The organism is Variovorax paradoxus, from assembly GCF_040544635.1.
Taxonomy (GTDB): domain Bacteria; phylum Pseudomonadota; class Gammaproteobacteria; order Burkholderiales; family Burkholderiaceae_C; genus Variovorax; species Variovorax paradoxus_R.
In genome coordinates this window covers 319,694-337,989 of sequence record NZ_JBEPKJ010000006.1, presented here as the reverse complement: position 1 = coordinate 337,989, position 18,296 = coordinate 319,694, and the positions used below count along the sequence as shown (strand labels likewise).

Sequence of the window (18,296 nt, the reverse complement as noted above, 5' to 3'; positions counted from 1 at the left end):
TCAGCGCGCAACGGCCGTCGCGCGCAGGGGTTCGTCGCCTTCAGTGCCCAGCAGCCGGTCGAGCTCGCCCGCCGCGCGATGTGCATCGGCCACGGCGAGCAGGTACTGGTTGCGCACCTGGAACAGCGTGCGCTGCGCATCGAGCGCTTCGAGAAAGCTGAACTTGCCGAGTTCGAAGCCCTTGGTGGCGGCCTTGTAGGCGGCTTCGGCGCCAGGCAGCGCATCGCGCTGCAGCGTCTCGGCGGTGGCGCGCGCCGAACGCAGGCGCTCGGCGGCTTGCGCGGCATCGGCACCCAGCTGCAGCTCGGCCGCAACAAGGTCATCGCGCGCCTTCTCTTCGCGGCTCAGCGCCTCGGCAACGTTGCCGCGGTTGGTGTCGAAGATCGGCAACGGCACCGACAGGCCCACCACGACCTGGTTGCGGCCGCTGCTGCTGCCCACGCCGTCATTGGCCGGCACACGCTTGGCACCGAGCGACACGGTGACGTCGGGCACGCGCCGGGCCTGTTCCAGTTCCGAAAGCGCTTGCCGCCGCTCGACCTCGAACCGCGCCTGGCGCAGCACGGGCGCCGCCGAAAGCCGGCTCTCCACCTCCTGCGCCGATGCAACTGCGGGCAGCCTGTCGACAGCGCCCTCTGCGTTCGTGAAGCGTGGGTTCGGGTTGCCCCACAGCGCGGCGAGTTGCTGGCGCGCCGAGCGCAACGCGCCCTCGGCCTGCAGCAGTTCGACCTGGATGCCGGCCTCGGCCACGCGCGACCGGGTTTCCTCGATCGGCGGAATCTTGCCGGCCGCCACGCGGTTGGCGGCCGCGCGGGTCGCGGTCTGTGCGAGGGCTACCGAGTCCTGCGCGAGCCGCAGGCGCTCCTGCGCGGTCAGCACTTCGAAGAACAGCGTGATCGTCGATGCGCGCAGTTCGGAACGCCGCGCAAGCAACGCCGACGCGGCCTGGTCGCGTGCACGTTCGGCCGCCGTCACGCGGGCCGCACGCTTGCCGCCCAGTTCGATGGGCTGGCTCAGCAGCAGCGTGGTGGTGCGGTTGTCGCGGCGCAGGTCTTCCACCTGCGCGTCGAGCACGGGGTTGGGCCAGGCACCGGCCTGCAGCACGGCCGCATCGGTGGCCTGCCGTTCATGCCAGGCGGATGAGAGCCCGGGGTTGAACTGCTGTGCGAGCGCAAGGGCGCTGCGCAGGTCCAGCGGGCCCGTGGGCTCCACCGTTCTTGCAGCAGCTTGCCTGAGCGGCGAAGGGTTGGAACCGGCAACGGTTTGTGAAAATGCCGGGGGCACCGCCAAGGCCATGACGGCCAGCGGCACGAAGAGCGTGCGCATCGAATTCTCCTGGGTTGCAAAACAACGGGCGGGGGAATTCGGCGAGAGCTCAGCTGATGTCGGGACTCAGGTGTGTGGGTGGTTCTCTCGCCGAATCAAACGGCGAGAGGCCTGGCAGGACGCACGGGCACTTCGGAGATATGCGAGACAAAGTGCTCCATGCGCGCGACACGCAGCGCCTGCGCGACCGCGGGCAGGTCACGCTCCTGCTCTGCGGCCGAGGGCGTGTGCTGCGCGTGGCCCAGATGGCACACCGCGCAATCTCCGAGCACGGCGTTCGGTTGCGTGCCAGGGCTCTTCTGCGTGTCGTCCGCGCGGGCATTGCCCTGGCTGCCCGGTTCGGGCTCATGCTCGTGATGGCCCCAGTGCCGGGGCTGCAAATCGCGTTCGTGCTGGCAATACGCTGCCGACGCCGCCCAGCTGAACTGGAAGGGAAGCAAGAGCAGCAAAAAGATCAGAAGCCAGCGGCGCATGTTCGCAAAAGTATATCGGCGGCATGTGGCACGCGTCCTGCAATGCCCCTGCAGGTTGCAGGCCCCAGCGCCATGTATGACACGCAGGCGGCGTTTTGTCCTTCGTTCAGATGACAAGTTCGTCAGCTTCCCAGAGCAACCTCATAGCTAATATCCGCCGATGCGAATTCTGGTCATTGAAGACGAGCCCCAGTTGGGAGACCGGCTGAAGAAAGGCCTGGAAGAGAACGGATATGCAGTCGACGTGGCGAGCGACAGCGCCGAGGGCCGCTATCTGTCCGCGGAACGCGATTACGCCTTGATCCTTCTCGACGTCATGCTTCCCGGCGTCGACGGCTTTGCGGTGCTGCAGGCCATACGGCGCACCAGCAAGGTGCCCGTGCTGGTGCTCACCGCGCGGGACAAGGTCGAAGACCGGGTCAACGGCCTGCGGCAGGGCGCCGACGACTACCTCGTCAAGCCCTTCACGTTGCCCGAGCTGCTGGCGCGCGTGCATGCCCTGCTGCAGCGTGGCAAGCCGCAGGAGCCCGCCACGCTTCGGCTGGCCGACCTGGAGCTCGATCTTGCGAGCCGCAAGTGCTTTCGCAACCGCACGCGCATCGAACTCACGGCCAAGGAGTTCACGCTGCTGAAGGTGCTGCTGCGCCACCGCGGGCAGATCGTGTCGCGCAGCACGCTCGTCGAAGAGGTGTGGAACACGCCTCTGGACAGCGACACCAACGTGGTCGAGGTGGCCATTCGCAGGCTGCGCGGCAAGATCGACGACCCGTTCGAGGTCAAGCTGCTGCACACGGTGCGCGGCAGCGGCTACGTGCTCGAAGATCGTTCCTGGTCTTGAGCCCGCGCGCAGAACCGCGCCGGGGACGGACTACGGCTCTGCGCGCGCCTGTGTTTCGTCTCTTGCCGCTGTGGGCGCTTTCGTGCGCCCCATGACCAGGTTGATCAGCGGCCCCGTCATCGCGGTGGTCACGAGCGCCATCACCAGCAGCATGGTGAAGAGTTCCGGGCCGATCAAGCCGGCGTCCAGGCCGATCTTCATCACGATGAGTTCCATCAGGCCGCGCGCGTTCATCAGCGAACCGGTGGCGAGGCTGTCGCGCCATCCGTAGCCCGCCATGCGCGCGCCGATGGCGCCGCCAGCCAGCTTGCCGACGGTGGCCACCCCGACGATCAGCAGCATGGCACCCACGCTCGCTCCCGAAAACGCGTTGGCGGTGGTGCCAAGCCCCGCGAGGGCGAAGAACAGCGGCATCAGCACGACGATGGAAATAGGCTCGATGCGCTCCGTCAGCGAGCGCAGCAGGCGGTCGTCGCGCGGCAGGCAGACGCCGAACAGGAAGGCACCGAACACGGCGTGCAGATGCAGCCACTCGGTCGCCAGTGCGCAAACCAGGAGGCCGATCATGAGCGCGGCCATCATGGTGGTCGAAGGCTCGCCATCGGGTGCGCGCGTGCGCAGCAGCCAGGCAAAGGCCGGCTTCATGCCGAAGAACAGCACAGCCAGCAGCACGGCCACGCCGGCCGTGGTCTTGAGCAGGCCGGTGTAGCCCTCCCCGGCACCGGCCAGCGCCACCACGAGCGCCAGCAAGATCCAGGCGAACACATCGACCACGGCCGCGGCGCTGAGCGAGAGCTGGCCGAAAGGCGTGCGCGTGAGGCCGCGGTCTTTCAGGATGCGCGCCATGACGGGAAAGGCCGTGATCGAAAGCGCCGCGGCCATGAACAGCGCGAACGGCCAGAAGCCCACGCCCGCGGGCGCCAGCGCCGGATGCAGCACCGGCGAGATCCCGATGCCCAGCACCATCGGCACGACGATGCTGAGCGCCCCCACATAACCGGCTGCCTTCAATTGCGCACGCACGCCGTGTGCGGCCCGCAGTTCCAGCCCCACCACGAACATGAAGAGCACCAGGCCTACGGTCGAAAGCGACGAGAGCCCTTCGAGGTGGCTCTTGGAGAAAAGCTGCGCGTGCAACGAAGGGAACAGGGCTCCCATGACCACCGGCCCGAGCATCAGGCCCGCCGCCATTTCGCCGACCACGCTCGGTTGGCCCACATGGCGAAGCACCCAGCCGCAGATGCGCGCCGTGCTCAGGATGACGATGAGTTGCAGCAGGAGAGAAGTGGCAGACATGAACCGGGGCGCGGGTGAATCGGGAATACGCGATCTTAGTTTCGTTCGGGTGAATCCACCGTCCTTGGCATGCGCATCAACCGCAACCCATTGGCCACCACCAGCAGGCTCGCCCCCATGTCCGCGAACACCGCCATCCACATGGTTGCACTGCCGAACACCGCGAGCACGAAGAACACGCCCTTGATGCCGAGCGCCAGGGTGATGTTCTGCCACAGCACCGAGTGCGCGCGGCGCGAGAGGCGAATGGTCTCGGGAATGCGCCGCAGGTCGTCGTTCATGATGACCACGTCGGCCGCTTCCATCGCCGTGTCGGTACCGGCACCGCCCATTGCAAACCCTATGTCCGCCTGGGCGAGCGCGGGCGCGTCGTTGATGCCGTCGCCTGCCATGCCGGCGATGCCGTGGCGCTGCTGCAGTGCCTTGATGGCGCCGAGCTTCTCCTCGGGCAGCAGGTTGCCGCGCACGTCGTCGATGCCTGCGTGGGCACCTATCGCCCGGGCCGTGGCGGCGTTGTCGCCGGTCAGCATCACCGGCGTGACACCGAGGGCGCGCAACTCGGCCATGGCCGCTTTGGAAGACGGCTTGATGGTGTCCGCCACCGCGAACAGCGCCAGCACCTCGTGCCCGGAGGCCAGCAGCGTGACCGTGCGGCCCGCCTCTTCATGGCGCTTCAATTCGGCTTCGAGCGGCGGGGTGCACAGCCCTCGCTCCTCGATCAGCCGGTGGTTGCCGAGCACATAGTCCCGGCCTTCGTGCGTGGCCTGCACACCGCGTCCGGGCAGGGCCGTGAAGTCGCCGACCTGCTGCGGCTCGCGCTGCAGGCCCTCGGCAATGGCCTTCGATACCGGGTGGTCCGAACGGCCCGCGATGCTCGCTGCAATTGCGAAGACCGCGCCCTCGTCGCCTGCTGCATCGAGCAGTCTCGACTCGACCAGCCGCGGCTTTCCTTCGGTGATGGTGCCCGTCTTGTCGAGCGCCACGGCCTTGAGCTTGCGCGCCTCTTCGAGGTACACGCCGCCCTTGATCAGAATGCCGCGCCGCGCAGCCGAGGCCAGCGCGCTCACCACGGTAACGGGCGTCGAGATGACGAGCGCGCAAGGGCACGCAATGACCAGCAGCACCAGCGCCTTGTAGATGGCCTGCATCCAGGTCCAGCCCATGAGCCAGGGCGTGAGCACCGCGACGGCAATCGCCAGCACGAAGACCGCCGGCGTGTAGACACTCGCGAACTTGTCGACGAAGCGCTGGGTGGGCGCGCGCGAACCCTGCGCTTCTTCGACCGCATGAATGATGCGGGCGAGCGTGGTGTTGGCCGCCACGGCCGTCACGCGGAATTCGAGCGCGGCCGTCTGGTTGATGGTGCCTGCGAACACCGGGTCTCCCACCGCCTTGTCGACCGGAATGCTCTCGCCCGTGACGGGCGCCTGGTCGACGGCGCTTGCGCCTTCGGTGACGACGCCGTCCAGCGGCACGCGCTCGCCGGGCCGGATGCGCACGACGGCATCGAGCGCCACGGTGTCGGCCTTTGCCGTCTTCCAGCTGCCGTCGGGCTGCCTGACCTCGGCCTGTTCGGGCGCCAGTGCCAGCAGGCCCTGGATGGCGTTGCGGGCACGATCGACCGCGCGCGCCTCGATCATTTCGGCAATTGCATAAAGCGCCATCACCATTGCGGCCTCGGGCCATTGGCCGATCAGGAAGGCGCCCGTCACGGCCACGGCCATCAGGGCGTTGATGTTCAGGCGCCCGCGCACCAATGCCGCGAAGCCCTTCTTGTAGGTGTCGAGGCCGGCCAGTGCGATGGCCGCGAGCGCAAGCACCATCTCCACCGCCGTGACCCCGGCGCCTTCCGGTGCAAGAAAGGAAATCGTCTCGGCAGCGATGGCCAGGACCAGCGCGGCAACCAGCCGCAAGAGCTCCGGCGTCATGAGGCCGGCGGTGCGCGCTGCGCCGGCGGCGGGCTGGGCACTGGCCACGTCGTTCAGCGGCTCAGGCTTGAACCCCGCCTTGCGAATGGCTGCCAGCGCATCGGGCAAGGCTGCGTCGTCGGCGGTGATGGCCATGGTCCGCTCCCCGAGCCGGAAGCGCAGCCCGCTGATGCCGCGGACGGGCTCGAGCGCGCGCCGGATCTCCGACTCTTCCACGGCGCAGTCCATGGTGGGAATGCGGAAGAGCAAGGCGCCCTTCGGGACGTCGGCGGTGTTGATATTGATGGAAGCGGTTGGCGAGCCGCAGGCGGGGCTGCCGCAGCAGGCCGTTTCGGCAGGGGCTTGCGAATGGGGATGCGCATGCGCCGCTACCGGTTTCAGAGCATTCTGGTTCGTCATGAAAGCAATTGGAAACCCTGAAGCAGGTGTAGAGTCAAACGCCAATTCCTTCACTTCGTTCTTGCCGCATCATGAAAATTGGAGAACTGGCCAAGGCCGCGAACACGCCGGTGGAAACCATCCGGTACTACGAGCGCGAACAGCTGTTGCCCGAGCCGGCGCGCACCGAAGGCAACTACCGCATCTACGACGACGAGCATGCGCAGCGGCTGGGCTTTATCCGGCGCTGCCGTTCGCTGGACATGACGCTCGACGAGATCCGCAGCCTGCTGCGTTTTCGCGACGCGCCGGGAGAAGACTGCGGCCAGGTCAACCAGCTGCTGGACGACCACATCGGCCACGTGGCCGCGCGCATCTCGGAACTCAAGACGCTCGAGAAGCAATTGAAGGCGCTGCGCCTGCAATGCGGCGGGTCCGAATCGGCGCAGAACTGCGGCATCCTGCAGGAGCTGGACACCGCCGCGCTCGCATCCGATGATCCCTTCGGGCAGCACGCGGGCCATGTACACGGCTCGCTGCACAACACATCCGCCAAACGTTCGACTTGATGTGTCTTGACGTGATTCAGGGCACGATCACGCCGGCCGCGCTCTCACACGCGAAGCGAGCCGCGGAAGCCCCTTGCCGCGTAGTACGACTGGGCACCGTTGTGATACACGAACACCTTGCCATAGCGGTAGTCGCCGAAGAGCGCTCCGCCGAGTGAGCGAACGTCAGGCGGCGTCTCTATCCAGCTGGACGTCTTCGCATCGAACTTGCCGAGCTTCTGCAGCTCCCGGTACTGCTCTTCCGTCAACAGCTCGATGCCCATGGAGGCCGCCATGTCGAGAGCACTGTCCTGCGGCTTGTTTTCCTTGCGCGAGTCCAGCGCTTCACGGTCGTAGCAAAGGCTTCTGCGGCCCGTCGGGCTCTCGGGGGCGCAATCGCAGAACGTGACCTGCCCGGTTTTCTTGTCCTGGCCGATCACGTCCGGCTCGCCGCCGGTTTCTTCCATTGCGCCAAGCGACTTCAGCGCAGCGGGGTGGCTTTCGAGCCTGGCTTGCACTTCGGCCCACGTGACGCCTTTGTGGCGTTGCATGTTCTTCTCGAAGCGAGCTTGCAATGTCTGAAGCAGTTCTTGCGTCTTCATGGTTCTTGGTTCCGCTACTTGCCTATGAGTTGGGTGAGCTTCTCCGCCTCGAAGTTTTCGTCCAGGGCCGCGTCGCAGGGCACGCAGTCCTTGGAGCCGGGGTGCGCGGACAGCTTCTCGATGGCCTGCCAAAGCAGCGCGATCTGGTGTTCCTGGCCGGCGGCGCTGTCGATCAGGCCGCGCATGGCCTGGCTCAGCGGGTCGTCGTCCTGGGTGATGCCGTAGGCGGAGAACTTCTGCGACGTGGCCACGTCGGCGCTCTCGCCGGCCTTCGACGGGATGATGCGTGCGGGAATGCCCACCGCGGTCGCCCCTGCCGGCACCGGCTTGATGACCACGGCGTTGCTGCCGATCTTGGCGCCGTCGCCGACGACGAACCCGCCCAGCACCTTGGCCCCCGCGCTCACCACCACGTTGCGCCCCAACGTGGGGTGGCGCTTGGTGCCCTTGTAGAGCGAGGTGCCGCCCAGCGTCACGCCCTGGTAGATGGTGCAGCCGTCGCCGATCTCGGCGGTTTCGCCCACCACCACGCCCATGGCATGGTCGAAGAACACCCGCTCGCCGATCTTGGCCGCCGGATGGATCTCGATGCCCGTGAGCCCGCGCGCCACGTGTGCAATGAAGCGGGCCGGCCACTTGAAACCATGCGTCCAACAGGCATGCGCCCAGCGATGCAGCACCACGGCATGAAAGCCAGGGTAGACCGTGATCACTTCCCAGGCGCTGCGCGCGGCCGGGTCGCGTTCGAGGATGCACCGGATGTCGGCGCGCAAACGAGAGAACATCGCTGCCTTTGTTGTCGTTATATCGATAGGGGCCGAGGAGTCTAAAGCCGGCCGTCTTCGCGCACGGGCGATGGGGTTTTAGCCATTTCGGGGCCCCTGCGGCCCCTTGGCCGCATCGGCCATGGCCTTGGCAATGCCGCGAAGAATGTGGATTTCTTCGGGCGTGGGCTGGGCCCGGTTGAAGAGCTGCTGCAGCCGGGGCATCAGCTTCTTCGGCGCCTGGGGGTCCAGAAAGCCGACGTCCACCAGCGAGCGCTCCCAGTGGTCGAGCATGCCGGCCACCGCCTTCGCGTCGGCCGCCTCGACGGGCGCCGTGGCGTCGCGCACCGCATAGCCGCCCAGCGCAAGCCGCCATTCGTAGGCAATCACCTGAATGGCGGCCCCGAGGTTGAGGGAGCCGAAATTCGGGTCGGTGGGAATGGTCAGGGCCACGTTGCAGCGGTAAACGTCTTCGTTGCGCATGCCGAAACGCTCGGAGCCGAAGAGAAAGGCCACATGCTGGTCGCCCTCTTTCGCGAGCGGCTCCAGGTGCTCGCGCGGGGTGCGCGTGGGCGGGCCGAAGTCGCGCGGCACCATGGCGGTGGCGCACAGGTGGGTGATGCCGTCGAGCGCCTCGTCCAGCGTTTCGACGATGCGGGCGTTGTTCAGCACGTCCAGCGCCCCGCTTGCGCGCTGGATGGTTTCTTCCCGCCGCAGCACGTTGGCCCACCGCGGCGTGACCAGCACGAGGTCGTCGAAACCCATGGTCTTCATGGCGCGGGCGGCGGCGCCCACATTGCCGGCATGGCTGGTCTGGATCAGGATAAAACGGGTGCGCATGGAGGGTTTGGAGACACGAAACGGGCGGAGCCGGTAAAATCCCCGATTCTCGCCGCCCGCATCGCCGGGCCGCAGGGTCGCCTCCAAGGGACCTACCCCACCGTTCTTCTCACAATCCAGAATGTCGTCCCCCAACCTGCATCCCATGCTCAATGTGGCCGTCAAGGCCGCACGCGCCGCCGGCGCCATCATCAATCGCGCCGCCCTCGACGTCGAGGCCGTGCGCATTTCGCAAAAGCAGGTCAACGACTTCGTTACCGAAGTCGACCACGCCAGCGAGCAGGTCATCATCGAAACGCTGCTTGGCGCGTATCCGGGGCACGGCATCCTGGCCGAAGAATCGGGCACCCAGCACGGTGCAAAAGATTCCGACTACGTCTGGATCATCGATCCGCTCGACGGCACCACCAACTTCATCCACGGCTTTCCGGTCTATTGCGTTTCCATTGCGCTGTCGGTGCGCGGCAAGATCGAGCAGGCGGTCATTTACGACCCGAGCCGCAACGACCTGTTCACGGCCACCAAGGGCCGCGGCGCCTACATGAACGAGCGCCGCATCCGCGTTTCCAAGCGCACCAAGCTCAGCGAATGCCTGGTTTCGACCGGCTTTCCGTTCCGCAGCGGCGACAACTTCAAGCAGTACCTGGCCATCATGGCCGACATGATGCCCCGCATGGCAGGCCTGCGCCGCCCCGGCGCGGCAGCGCTCGACCTGGCCTACGTGGCGGCCGGCTTTACCGACGGCTTCTTCGAAACCGGCCTGAACCCCTGGGACGTGGCCGCAGGCTCGCTGCTGGTTACCGAGGCCGGCGGCCTGATCGGCAACTTCACGGGCGAGCCCGACTTCCTCGAACAGCGCGAATGCCTGGCCGGCGCACCGCGCATCTACGGCCAGCTGGTGCCGCTGCTCGCCAAGTACTCCAAGTTCGCCGGCATCGACGACAAGATGCGCGCCAGCGACCGCGTGCGCGCCGTGTCGGCCGCCGCCCGGCCCAATGCCGACGAATCGGTCGACCTGTACGCCCGCAGCACCGTCACCGAGCTGTCGGCCGCGCCGCTCGACGACGAGGCGCCTGCTCCGGCGGCTGCGCCGGCAGCGCCGGTGTCGCGCAAGCTCACGCGCATTCGCCGCGACGCGCCTGCCGACGGCAGCCCTTCCGAAGGCGACACTTCGGCCAAGTGATGCAGGGGCCAGGTGCCGCCCTGCGGTTTCGTGCGGCGCTGCGTGTTGCGCTGAGCCAATACGTCGCCAACGGCGTGAGCGTTGCGCTCGGCCTGCTGGTCATTTCGGCCGGCGCGCACCTGTGGCTCGGCACCATCGCGGCGTCCGCCGCCGCGGTGGGCGTGATCGTCACGGCCCCGCCCGACCTGCCCGGCCCGCGCCGCGGCAAGTTCTTCCAGATGCTGCCGGCCCCATTGATCGGGCTGCCGCTCTTCTTTCTGGTGCAGCTGCTGCACACCGCCCCCATTCGCCTCGGCCTGGTGCTGGTGCCCGCCACCTTCGTCGCCTTTCTGGCCATGGCGTGGGGCAAGCGGGGCATTCCCATCGCCATTGCGGTGATGTTCTCGATGGTTTTCTCGATGGCTACGCCCGCGCCGAGCGGCATGGCCGAGGCCATCGAACGCACCTGGCACTTCGGCCTGGGCGCCGGCCTCTACGTGATCTGGGCCAACCTGGCCAACCACGCGCTCAATTCGCGCTATCGCGTGCAGTCGGTCTCGGACGTGCTGTATTCGCTTGCTGCGCTGATGCGCACCGAGGCCACCCAGTTCACGCCGCGCGACGACACCCGCGACGTGCGCGAAACCCCTGCCCCGCTGCTCGGCCAGTTGCTGCGCGAACAAGCCGCGCTGGCCGACCAGTTGCAGGCCACGCGCGACATCGTGCTCGAGTCGCCGCGCACGCCGCGCCGGCAGCGGCTGGCCGCCATGCTGGTGATCGTGCTCGAAATGCGCGACCAGCTGCTCGCGAGCGAGCTCGATCTCGACGCGCTCAAGAGCCACCCCGCGCATGCCGAGGCGCTCATCGAGATGCGCCGCGTGCTCGAGGAGCTGGCCGACGAGACCACCGCGCTCGCCGACGCCCTGCTGATGGGCCGCCAACCCGAAGCCGTGGCCGACCGGCGGCCGCGGCTGGCATCGATTCACCTTCCCGGTGAAGACCATGCGGCGAGCCACGGCCTGCCGGGCCCGAATGCCGCCATGCTCGCGCGCGGCCTCGCAAGCCGCATCGGCCACATCAACGACGAGGTGCTGCGCCTCTCGGCCATGGCCCGCGGCGATGCGGAGCCCAACCTCGCGGTGGTGCGCGCCAACTGGCAGATGTTCGTGAGCCCGACCGACTGGTCGTGGCGCCCCTTCCTCGCGCTGTGGCGCTGGGACGCACCGCCGCTGCGCCATGCCATTCGCGCGGCGCTGGCCATTGCAACCGGCTACGCCATTGCGGTGTCGCTGCCCTGGGGCTCGCACGACTACTGGATTCTGCTGACCATCGTGGTGGTGCTGCGCGGCAGCCTTTCGCAAACGCTGGAGCGGCGCAACAGCCGCGTCGCCGGCACGCTGCTGGGCTGCGTGCTGGCCGTGGGCCTGCTTTCCGCGCATCCGTCGGCGCTGTTGCTGCTGGCCTTCGTCACGGTGTCGCAGGCCATTGCCCACAGCTTTGCGGTGCGGCGCTACCTGATCACGGCGGTGGCGGCCACGGTGCTCGGCCTGCTGCAGGCGCACATGCTCAACACCGGTGCCGCGCCCATCTTCGCGCTGTTCGAGCGCATTGCCGACACACTCATCGGTGCCGCGCTGGCCTGGGGCTTCTGCTATGTGCTGCCCTCGTGGGAGCGCGGGCAGATTCCGGCGCTGGTGGCGCGCACGCTCACCGCGCAGGCACGCCACGCACGCCTGGCGCTCGGCCTCGGCCAGCTGCAGGCCATCGACAGCAGCCCCGAGCTCGAATGGCGGCTTGCGCGCCGTGAGGCCTTCGACAGCCTTTCGGCCCTGGTGCAGGCCACGCAGCGTTCGCTCTCCGAACCGCGCGCGGTGCAGCCGCCGCTCGAACCGCTCGAGCACCTGCAGGCGCACAGCTACCAGTTGCTGGCGCAGCTGAGCGCCGTCAAATCGATGCTCGTGCTGCGGCGCGACCGGCTCACTCCGGGTGAAATCGAAGGCCCGCTCGCGCGCACGGCACAGCGCATCGAAGCGGCCATCGGCACCGCGCCGACCACCGGCCCCACCTTGCCCGAAAGCCCCGGCGCCACCACCGTGGGCGGCCCGATTCCCCTGCCCGACCCGTTCGACAACGACATCAGCCCCTGGCTGCTGCGCCGTCTCGATCTGGCCACGGCACTCGCCACGCAGCTGCGCGACGACGCGGCGCGCATTCTTCAACCCCTGGAGACACAAACCACGACCACCGCTCAATGACCGAAGAGATGCTTGCCCACCCCTGGTTCGGCACCTGGCTCGCAGCCCTGATCGCCGTTCCGCTCGCGCTGCTGATCCACCGCATTGGCGGCCTTGTCCTGATGCGAGTGACCCGCCCGACGCCCGCGCTCCATGCGATGGTGGTCAACTGCAAGGCGGTCGCCCGGCTGGTGCTGCCGCTCATTGCCCTGCTGCTCGTTTTCCAGGCCGCGCCCGAGGACCTTCGCTTCATAGGCAGCGTGCGGCATTTCAACGGCCTGCTGCTGATTGCAGCCACCACGTGGCTCGCGGTAAAGGCCATCAGCGGATTCGCCGACGGCGTGCTCGCGCAGCACCCCTACGACGTCGAAGACAACCTCCACGCACGCCGCGTGCTCACCCAGACGCGCGTGCTTGCGCGCACCGCCATGTCGATGGTGCTGGTGGCCGGCGGCGCGATGATGCTCATGACCTTTCCCGGTGCGAGGCAGGTCGGTGCCAGCCTGCTAGCCTCCGCGGGCGTGATCGGCATCGTGGCCGGCCTGGCGGCCAAGCCGGTGTTCAGCAACCTGATTGCTGGGTTGCAGATTGCGCTGGCGCAACCGATTCGAATTGACGACGTGCTGGTGGTCGAGGGCGAATGGGGCCGCGTCGAGGAGATTACGGGCACCTTCGTGGTGCTGAAGATCTGGGACGATCGCCGGCTGATCTTGCCGCTGACCTACTTCATCGAGAAGCCGTTCCAGAACTGGACACGCCATTCGTCGCAACTGCTGGGCGCCGTCTTCGTCTATGCCGACTACGGCATGCCGATGGCGCCGCTGCGCGAAGAGGTCGAACGCATCGTGAAGGCGGCGCCCGAGTGGGACCGCCGCTTCTTCAACCTGCAGGTAACCGACGCCACCGAGCGCACCATGCAGCTTCGCGTGCTGTGCACCGCGGCCACTTCGGGCCTTGCCTTCGACCTGCGCTGCAAGGTGCGCGAAGGGCTCATCGATTTCATGCAGCGCGAATACCCGCAGTTCCTGCCAAGAATGCGCATCGAAAGCGACGGCATGCAGGAGAAGCAACTCGGTCAAGGCGCGCAGGCCGCCCACGCGGAATACCCGACGGGCCAGCTGGCTCAGGAAGGCGTGCCGCCGCGCTGACCGGCGTGGTGGCGGCGGCGCATCGGCGGAAGCCGGAGGTTGGTGAACGCCCGCAGCGCCCACTCCGCCGGCCCGTAGGCGAAGCGGTGCATCCACCACCGGCTCAGCACCAGGTTGCCGGCAAAGATTGCCAGCGCGACGGCAAATGTGGCCAGCGGCCCGATGGTTCCGACCCAGCGCAGCCCGTAGGCAAGAAAGATCCACGCGCAGACCAGCGATTGCAGCAGGTAATTCGACAGCGCCATGCGGCCCGCCGGCGCCAAAAGCCGCGCCAGCGCGCTGCCCCGCTTGGTCTGGAACACCAGCAGCATGCCGGCCGCATACGCAGCGGCCAGAAACGGCGCCGTCAGCAAAGTGACCGCAAGGCCCTGGAGCTCGCGCACCGCGTCGTTCAGCCGCATGGCTGGAAGCCCGTAAGCCAGCGCACCCGGCAAGCCGATGACCAAGCCCCACAACAACACCCGCTGCAGCAGCTTGCGATGCGCTTCCACATGCGCGAGCAGCCCGCGCCGTCCGGCAATGAACCCCGCAAAGAACATGGCCAGCGCCTCCGGGGCCTGCACCAGCGCGGTGATCCACCAGACCTGCGAAAGGTCGCGCAAATGCTGCACGACCACCATGGCGGGCGAGGCACGATAGGCGGCCAGCGCAGCCGCGGCATCGGCGTACGCCGCCTGGGTTGCCATTTGCATGTCCGCTTGGGAATACATGAGGCCGACGCCGGCCCACAACAGCGAAACAAGCAGCACCAGCCCGATGGCCGCACACGCCAGGAACACATCCCCGCGCCGCCGCAGCATGAGCAGCACCGCGCCCAGCACCGCATACGCGGTGAGGATGTCGCCGTAATAGAGCAGCACGGCATGCAGCACGCCGATGACCCACAGGCCGACGAGCCGCCGCACCATGCGCGGCACGAACGGCTTGCCGTCGCGCTCCGCCGCCTGCATCTGCAGCGTGAAGCTGTAGCCGAACAGGAACGAGAACAGCAGGTAGAACTTGGTCTCGAACACAAAGGCCCGCACGAACGAGGCACTGCGATCGGCCAGGGAAACGCCCAGCGGATCGGGAATGCCCAGGCCGTAGTAGGTCGATGCAAAACTCGCGATGTTGACCACCAGGATGCCCAGCAGCGCAAAGCCGCGCAGTGCATCGACCATGTGCTGGCGTTCGTTCGAGGCGCTGCCCGGGTTTTGCGCGGAAGGGTTCTGGTGCGCCATGTGGCGTTGCGGGTTAGTCTGGAGGATGGTTGATTAGATCAATCGAATGTAGCGTCTCTACAGTCGTCTGAACGAGGAACCCCATCATGCTGAAGAACACCCCCATCACCCGCCGCCTTGCCACGCTGCTTGCCGCAGCCGGCCTCATGGCGTCCATGGCCACCCTGGCCACCCCCGCCGGCGCCCAGGCGCTCGACAGCCCGCTGCGCATCGTGGTCGGCTACGCACCCGGCGGCGCCACCGACCGCGTGGCGCGCATCGTGGGCGACAAGCTCAGCGCACGCCTGGGCGTGCCGGTGGTGGTCGACAACAAGCCCGGCGCGGGTGGCCGCCTTGCGGCCCAGCAGGTCAAGAACACCCCCGCCAGCCAGAACGTGCTGATGCTCGCCAACCCCGCCGTGATGGTGGTGGCGCCGCTGGTCTTCAAGGACAACAACTACGACCCCGAGCGCGACTTCGTGCCCGTTTCGCACGTCAACGCCTACGACTTTGCGCTGTCTGTGTCGCCCCACCTGCCGGTGCGCGAACTGAACCATCTGCTCGCCTGGATGCGGGCCAACCCCAACCAGGCCAACGTGGGCGTGCCCGCCACCGGCAGCCTGCCGCACTTCTTCGGCCTGATGGTGGGCGAGAAGGCCAAGGTGCAGACGCAGATCATCGGCTACCGCGGCTCGGCCCCGCTGCTGAACGACCTCATCGGCGGCCAGGTGCCGATTTCCGTCGACACCGAAGACGTGGTGCTGCCGCAGCACAACGCGGGCAAGCTGCGCATCCTCGCCCTCTCCGGCGCCAAGCGCTCGCCCTTTGCGCCGAACATTCCGACCTTCAAGGAAGCCGGCCTCGACCTGGCCGCCACCGGCTGGAACACCTTCTTCGCGCCCGCCAGCATGCCCAAGGACAAGGTCGAACGCCTGTCGAACATGATTCGCGAGGTGATGCAAGACCCGGACACGCAGCGCAAGTTCAAGGACGCCAGCATGACCCCGGTGGTGAGCACGCAGGCGCAGACCGCCGCAATGCTCAAGGCCTACCGCGCACAGTGGGCACCCGTCGTGCAGAAGTCCGGCTACCAGCCCTGAATCTTTTCAGACACATGACCAGACCCAACATCATCTTCATCGTGGCCGACGACCTCGGCTATGCCGACCTCGGCTGCTACGGCGGGCGCGATGCCGCGTTCGGCCCCGTGTCGCCCGTGCTCGACGGCCTGGCCGCCAACGGCCTGAAGCTCACCCAGGGCTACTCGAACTCGCCCGTGTGCTCGCCCACCCGCTTCGCGATGATTACCGCGCGGTATCAATACCGACTGCGCGGCGCGGCCGAAGAGCCCATCAGGAGCAGCAGCCGCGGCAGCACCACGCTCGGCCTGCCCACCGACCACCCCACGCTGCCGTCGCTACTGAAAGCCAGCGGCTACCAGACCGCCCTCATCGGCAAATGGCACCTGGGCTACCCGCCCCACTTCGGGCCGCTGCGCTCGGGGTACGACGAATTCTTCGGGCCCATGTCGGGCGGGGTCGACTACTTCACCCACTGCGACTCCACCGGCCAGCACGACCTGTGGTTCGGCGAAGAGGACAAGAAGGAAGACGGCTACCTGACCGACATTCTTTCCAAACGCGCAGTCGACTACGTGGAACGCATGGCCGTCAAACAGAAACAAGAGGAAGAAGCCCCCTTCTTCCTGAGCCTGCACTACACCGCCCCGCACTGGCCCTGGGAAACCCGCGACGACGCCGAGAAGGCGCCCACGGTCAAAGACAACCTGTTCGACCTGGCCGGCGGCAACATTCACGTGTACCGCCGCATGATCCATCACATGGACGAAGGCATCGGCTGGATCATGGCCGCGCTAGAAAAGCACGGCATGGCCGACAACACCCTGGTGGTGTTTACCAGCGACAACGGCGGCGAGCGCTTCTCCGACAACTGGCCGCTGGTCGGCGGCAAGATGGACCTGACCGAAGGCGGCATCCGCGTGCCATGGATCGCGCACTGGCCCGCAGTGATCGCCAAGGGCAGCGAGAGTACGCAACTCTGCATGACCATGGACTGGTCCGCCACCATGCTCGACGCGGCCGGCGTGAAGGCCGATGCGGCCTACCCGCTCGACGGCGTGTCGCTGATGCCCTTGCTGAAAGATGCGAAGCACAGCTTCCGCAGGCCGCTGCATTGGCGCATGAACCATCGCGGGCAGGAAGCGATGCGCGATGGGGATTGGAAATATCTGAAGGTGGACGGGAACGAGTACCTGTTCAACATTCCGGCGGATGAGCGCGAGCGGGCGAATCTGGGGAAGAAGGAGCCGGAGAGGTTGGCTGCGATGCGGGCTGACTGGGCGGCGTGGAATGCGACGATGCCTGGGATTCCGGAGGATGCGACTGTTAGTTTGGGGTATTCGGTTAGGGATATGCCGCAGAGGTGAGGGGCGGCGCATAGGCTGTACTTGACCGCAAGAAGCGTCTGCATGCGACTTTCGAAGACACGAAAATCACTGGAACGCAATCGGTTTGCGTCTCGGCAAGCCGTGCTGATCCAGCAGTGGCCGTTCAACTCACGGCCGAGCAAGAGAGGCTAGTAGCTCACAGGGAACCGTCGCATGATTTCAATGTTTTCGACTGAGGCGGGCGAGCCGCGAATGCGCCAATCTTTGGTGGCTCCTGCCATCTACATGGATCACTGGGCGATTCGGAAATTTTCTGAAGACCTGTCACTTCGAGACAGGTTCTTGGCAGCGCTCAATCGCTCGGGTGGAACACTACTCTTGTCACTTCACAACTTTGGTGAGTTCAGCGGCATGACCGACGAGCAACAAGCTGCCGCGGCCGAACTTTTTTTCGACCTGGCGCTTCCTAGACTCTTCGTCGCGGACTTTGGCGGCGACCCGGGCTTTATGCAACGCCATGGGCGACCAACCGAGGACGGCAAGAGGGAAAACTTGATACTGCGCGAAATGGCCGATCGTTGGTTGGGAAACGGAAATCGCCTGACAATGGTTGGACTGGTCGGAGACTCTGTTGAGAATCGAGCCATCGTTAATCGAGCCCTTCAAGACCTTCAAGTTAGTGTGGCGCAGACAGTGAACTCGCTGAAGATTGACCCTGCCAAAGTGGCATTAGCGAAATCTGACAAACGAGCTCAAGGCGCGACTCTGCGCGACCTTGTCATGAACGCATTGCTTCGCGATTTTGTGGTTGATGCGGCTGCAGTCTTTGGGCCGCATGATGCGTCAGATTTCGTCCATGCGATGGGCGCGGCAATGTCCTGCGAGCTGGTCCTTTTGGACGGCCGTTGGGCTCACAAAATGAACCAAGCCGACAGGCGCCTTCGGAAAATGGGAGTGACGCACAGACTGCCGCGCGCCTTCGCTCCTCGCGAGCTGTCGCAGTTTCTAGATGCAATCGAAGCTATGCCTTTGGACAATGGCGAACAAAAGGTCAAGACCATACCTTGGTGAGGCTGCGGGGCCAAGCAAGCACGCTCCGGACTTGCCGCTGGTCGCGGATCTCCGCGAAGGACCATGACGCTTTCGGAATATG

16 protein-coding genes are annotated in these 18,296 nt (G+C 66.5%); 8 read left to right on the top strand and 8 right to left on the bottom strand.

Translation table 11 applies throughout. From position 1 onward, the window contains the following. Together ABIC94_RS13105 and czcI are read right to left on the bottom strand one after the other, a co-directional pair. On the bottom strand, window positions 1–1,326 hold the full coding sequence (locus tag ABIC94_RS13105) for a TolC family protein (protein ID WP_354373430.1): 1,326 nt from the start codon (window positions 1,324–1,326) through the stop codon (window positions 1–3). Between the two features lie 95 nt (window positions 1,327–1,421). Then, on the bottom strand, window positions 1,422–1,799 hold the full coding sequence (gene czcI / locus ABIC94_RS13100; RefSeq protein ID WP_354373429.1) for a cation efflux protein, CzcI family: 378 nt from the start codon (window positions 1,797–1,799) through the stop codon (window positions 1,422–1,424). Between the two features lie 160 nt (window positions 1,800–1,959). Between czcI and ABIC94_RS13095 the strand changes: the two genes are divergently transcribed. Further along, the gene (locus ABIC94_RS13095; RefSeq protein ID WP_354373428.1) at window positions 1,960–2,637 is read left to right on the top strand and encodes a heavy metal response regulator transcription factor; all 678 of its coding nucleotides are present in this window, start codon (window positions 1,960–1,962) and stop codon (window positions 2,635–2,637) included. A 30-nt stretch (window positions 2,638–2,667) separates the two neighbouring features. On the opposite strand, the gene ABIC94_RS13090 is transcribed toward ABIC94_RS13095, so the two are convergent. Further along, complete coding sequence (locus tag ABIC94_RS13090) at window positions 2,668–3,933, bottom strand: cation:proton antiporter (RefSeq protein ID WP_354373427.1); 1,266 nt, start codon at window positions 3,931–3,933, stop codon at window positions 2,668–2,670. Between the two features lie 35 nt (window positions 3,934–3,968). Further along, window positions 3,969–6,260: a heavy metal translocating P-type ATPase gene (locus ABIC94_RS13085; protein ID WP_354373426.1), complete on the bottom strand. Its 2,292-nt coding sequence runs from the start codon at window positions 6,258–6,260 to the stop codon at window positions 3,969–3,971. A 71-nt stretch (window positions 6,261–6,331) separates the two neighbouring features. Between ABIC94_RS13085 and cadR the strand changes: the two genes are divergently transcribed. Beyond that, entirely contained in the window at window positions 6,332–6,808 is a 477-nt protein-coding gene (cadR, locus tag ABIC94_RS13080) for a Cd(II)/Pb(II)-responsive transcriptional regulator (protein WP_354373425.1), read from the top strand. Window positions 6,809–6,852: 44 nt separating this feature from the next. Here the strand turns inward: cadR and ABIC94_RS13075 are convergent, their stop codons facing one another. From ABIC94_RS13075 to ABIC94_RS13065, 3 genes are read right to left on the bottom strand one after another with little or no spacing between them, the layout of a single operon-like run. Then, complete coding sequence (locus ABIC94_RS13075) at window positions 6,853–7,389, bottom strand: DUF4256 domain-containing protein (RefSeq protein ID WP_354373424.1); 537 nt, start codon at window positions 7,387–7,389, stop codon at window positions 6,853–6,855. A gap of 14 nt (window positions 7,390–7,403) precedes the next feature. After that, complete coding sequence (gene cysE, locus ABIC94_RS13070; RefSeq protein ID WP_354373469.1) at window positions 7,404–8,195, bottom strand: serine O-acetyltransferase; 792 nt, start codon at window positions 8,193–8,195, stop codon at window positions 7,404–7,406. A gap of 57 nt (window positions 8,196–8,252) precedes the next feature. Continuing rightward, the gene (locus ABIC94_RS13065; protein WP_354373423.1) at window positions 8,253–8,993 is read right to left on the bottom strand and encodes an RNA methyltransferase; all 741 of its coding nucleotides are present in this window, start codon (window positions 8,991–8,993) and stop codon (window positions 8,253–8,255) included. 121 nt (window positions 8,994–9,114) lie between these two features. On the opposite strand from ABIC94_RS13065, the gene ABIC94_RS13060 reads away from it, so the two are divergent. The 3 genes from ABIC94_RS13060 to ABIC94_RS13050 are packed head-to-tail and all read left to right on the top strand — an operon-like array spanning window position 9,115 to window position 13,537. Continuing rightward, the gene (locus tag ABIC94_RS13060; RefSeq protein ID WP_354373422.1) at window positions 9,115–10,176 is read left to right on the top strand and encodes an inositol monophosphatase family protein; all 1,062 of its coding nucleotides are present in this window, start codon (window positions 9,115–9,117) and stop codon (window positions 10,174–10,176) included. After that, complete coding sequence (locus tag ABIC94_RS13055; protein ID WP_354373421.1) at window positions 10,176–12,410, top strand: FUSC family protein; 2,235 nt, start codon at window positions 10,176–10,178, stop codon at window positions 12,408–12,410. Before ABIC94_RS13060 ends, ABIC94_RS13055 begins: the two co-directional genes overlap by 1 nt. Further along, window positions 12,407–13,537 carry a mechanosensitive ion channel family protein gene (locus ABIC94_RS13050; protein ID WP_354373420.1) on the top strand — a complete coding sequence of 377 codons (1,131 nt, stop codon included), beginning with the start codon at window positions 12,407–12,409 and terminating at the stop codon, window positions 13,535–13,537. Before ABIC94_RS13055 ends, ABIC94_RS13050 begins: the two co-directional genes overlap by 4 nt. Here ABIC94_RS13050 and ABIC94_RS13045 read toward each other — a convergent pair. Beyond that, window positions 13,513–14,757, bottom strand: coding sequence for a DUF418 domain-containing protein (locus tag ABIC94_RS13045; RefSeq protein ID WP_354373419.1), 1,245 nt, complete (start codon window positions 14,755–14,757; stop codon window positions 13,513–13,515). The genes ABIC94_RS13050 and ABIC94_RS13045 overlap by 25 nt on opposite strands. A gap of 86 nt (window positions 14,758–14,843) precedes the next feature. On the opposite strand from ABIC94_RS13045, the gene ABIC94_RS13040 reads away from it, so the two are divergent. The 3 genes from ABIC94_RS13040 to ABIC94_RS13030 all read left to right on the top strand — a co-directional run bounded on the left by ABIC94_RS13040 (window position 14,844) and on the right by ABIC94_RS13030 (window position 18,214). After that, window positions 14,844–15,836, top strand: a complete 993-nt coding sequence (locus ABIC94_RS13040; protein WP_354373418.1) for a Bug family tripartite tricarboxylate transporter substrate binding protein — start codon at window positions 14,844–14,846, stop codon at window positions 15,834–15,836. A 14-nt stretch (window positions 15,837–15,850) separates the two neighbouring features. Beyond that, complete coding sequence (locus ABIC94_RS13035; RefSeq protein WP_354373417.1) at window positions 15,851–17,182, top strand: sulfatase family protein; 1,332 nt, start codon at window positions 15,851–15,853, stop codon at window positions 17,180–17,182. A 174-nt stretch (window positions 17,183–17,356) separates the two neighbouring features. Then, a complete protein-coding gene (locus ABIC94_RS13030) occupies window positions 17,357–18,214 on the top strand; it encodes a hypothetical protein (protein ID WP_354373416.1) in 858 nt (285 codons plus the stop codon). The last annotated feature ends 82 nt before the right edge of the window (window positions 18,215–18,296 follow it).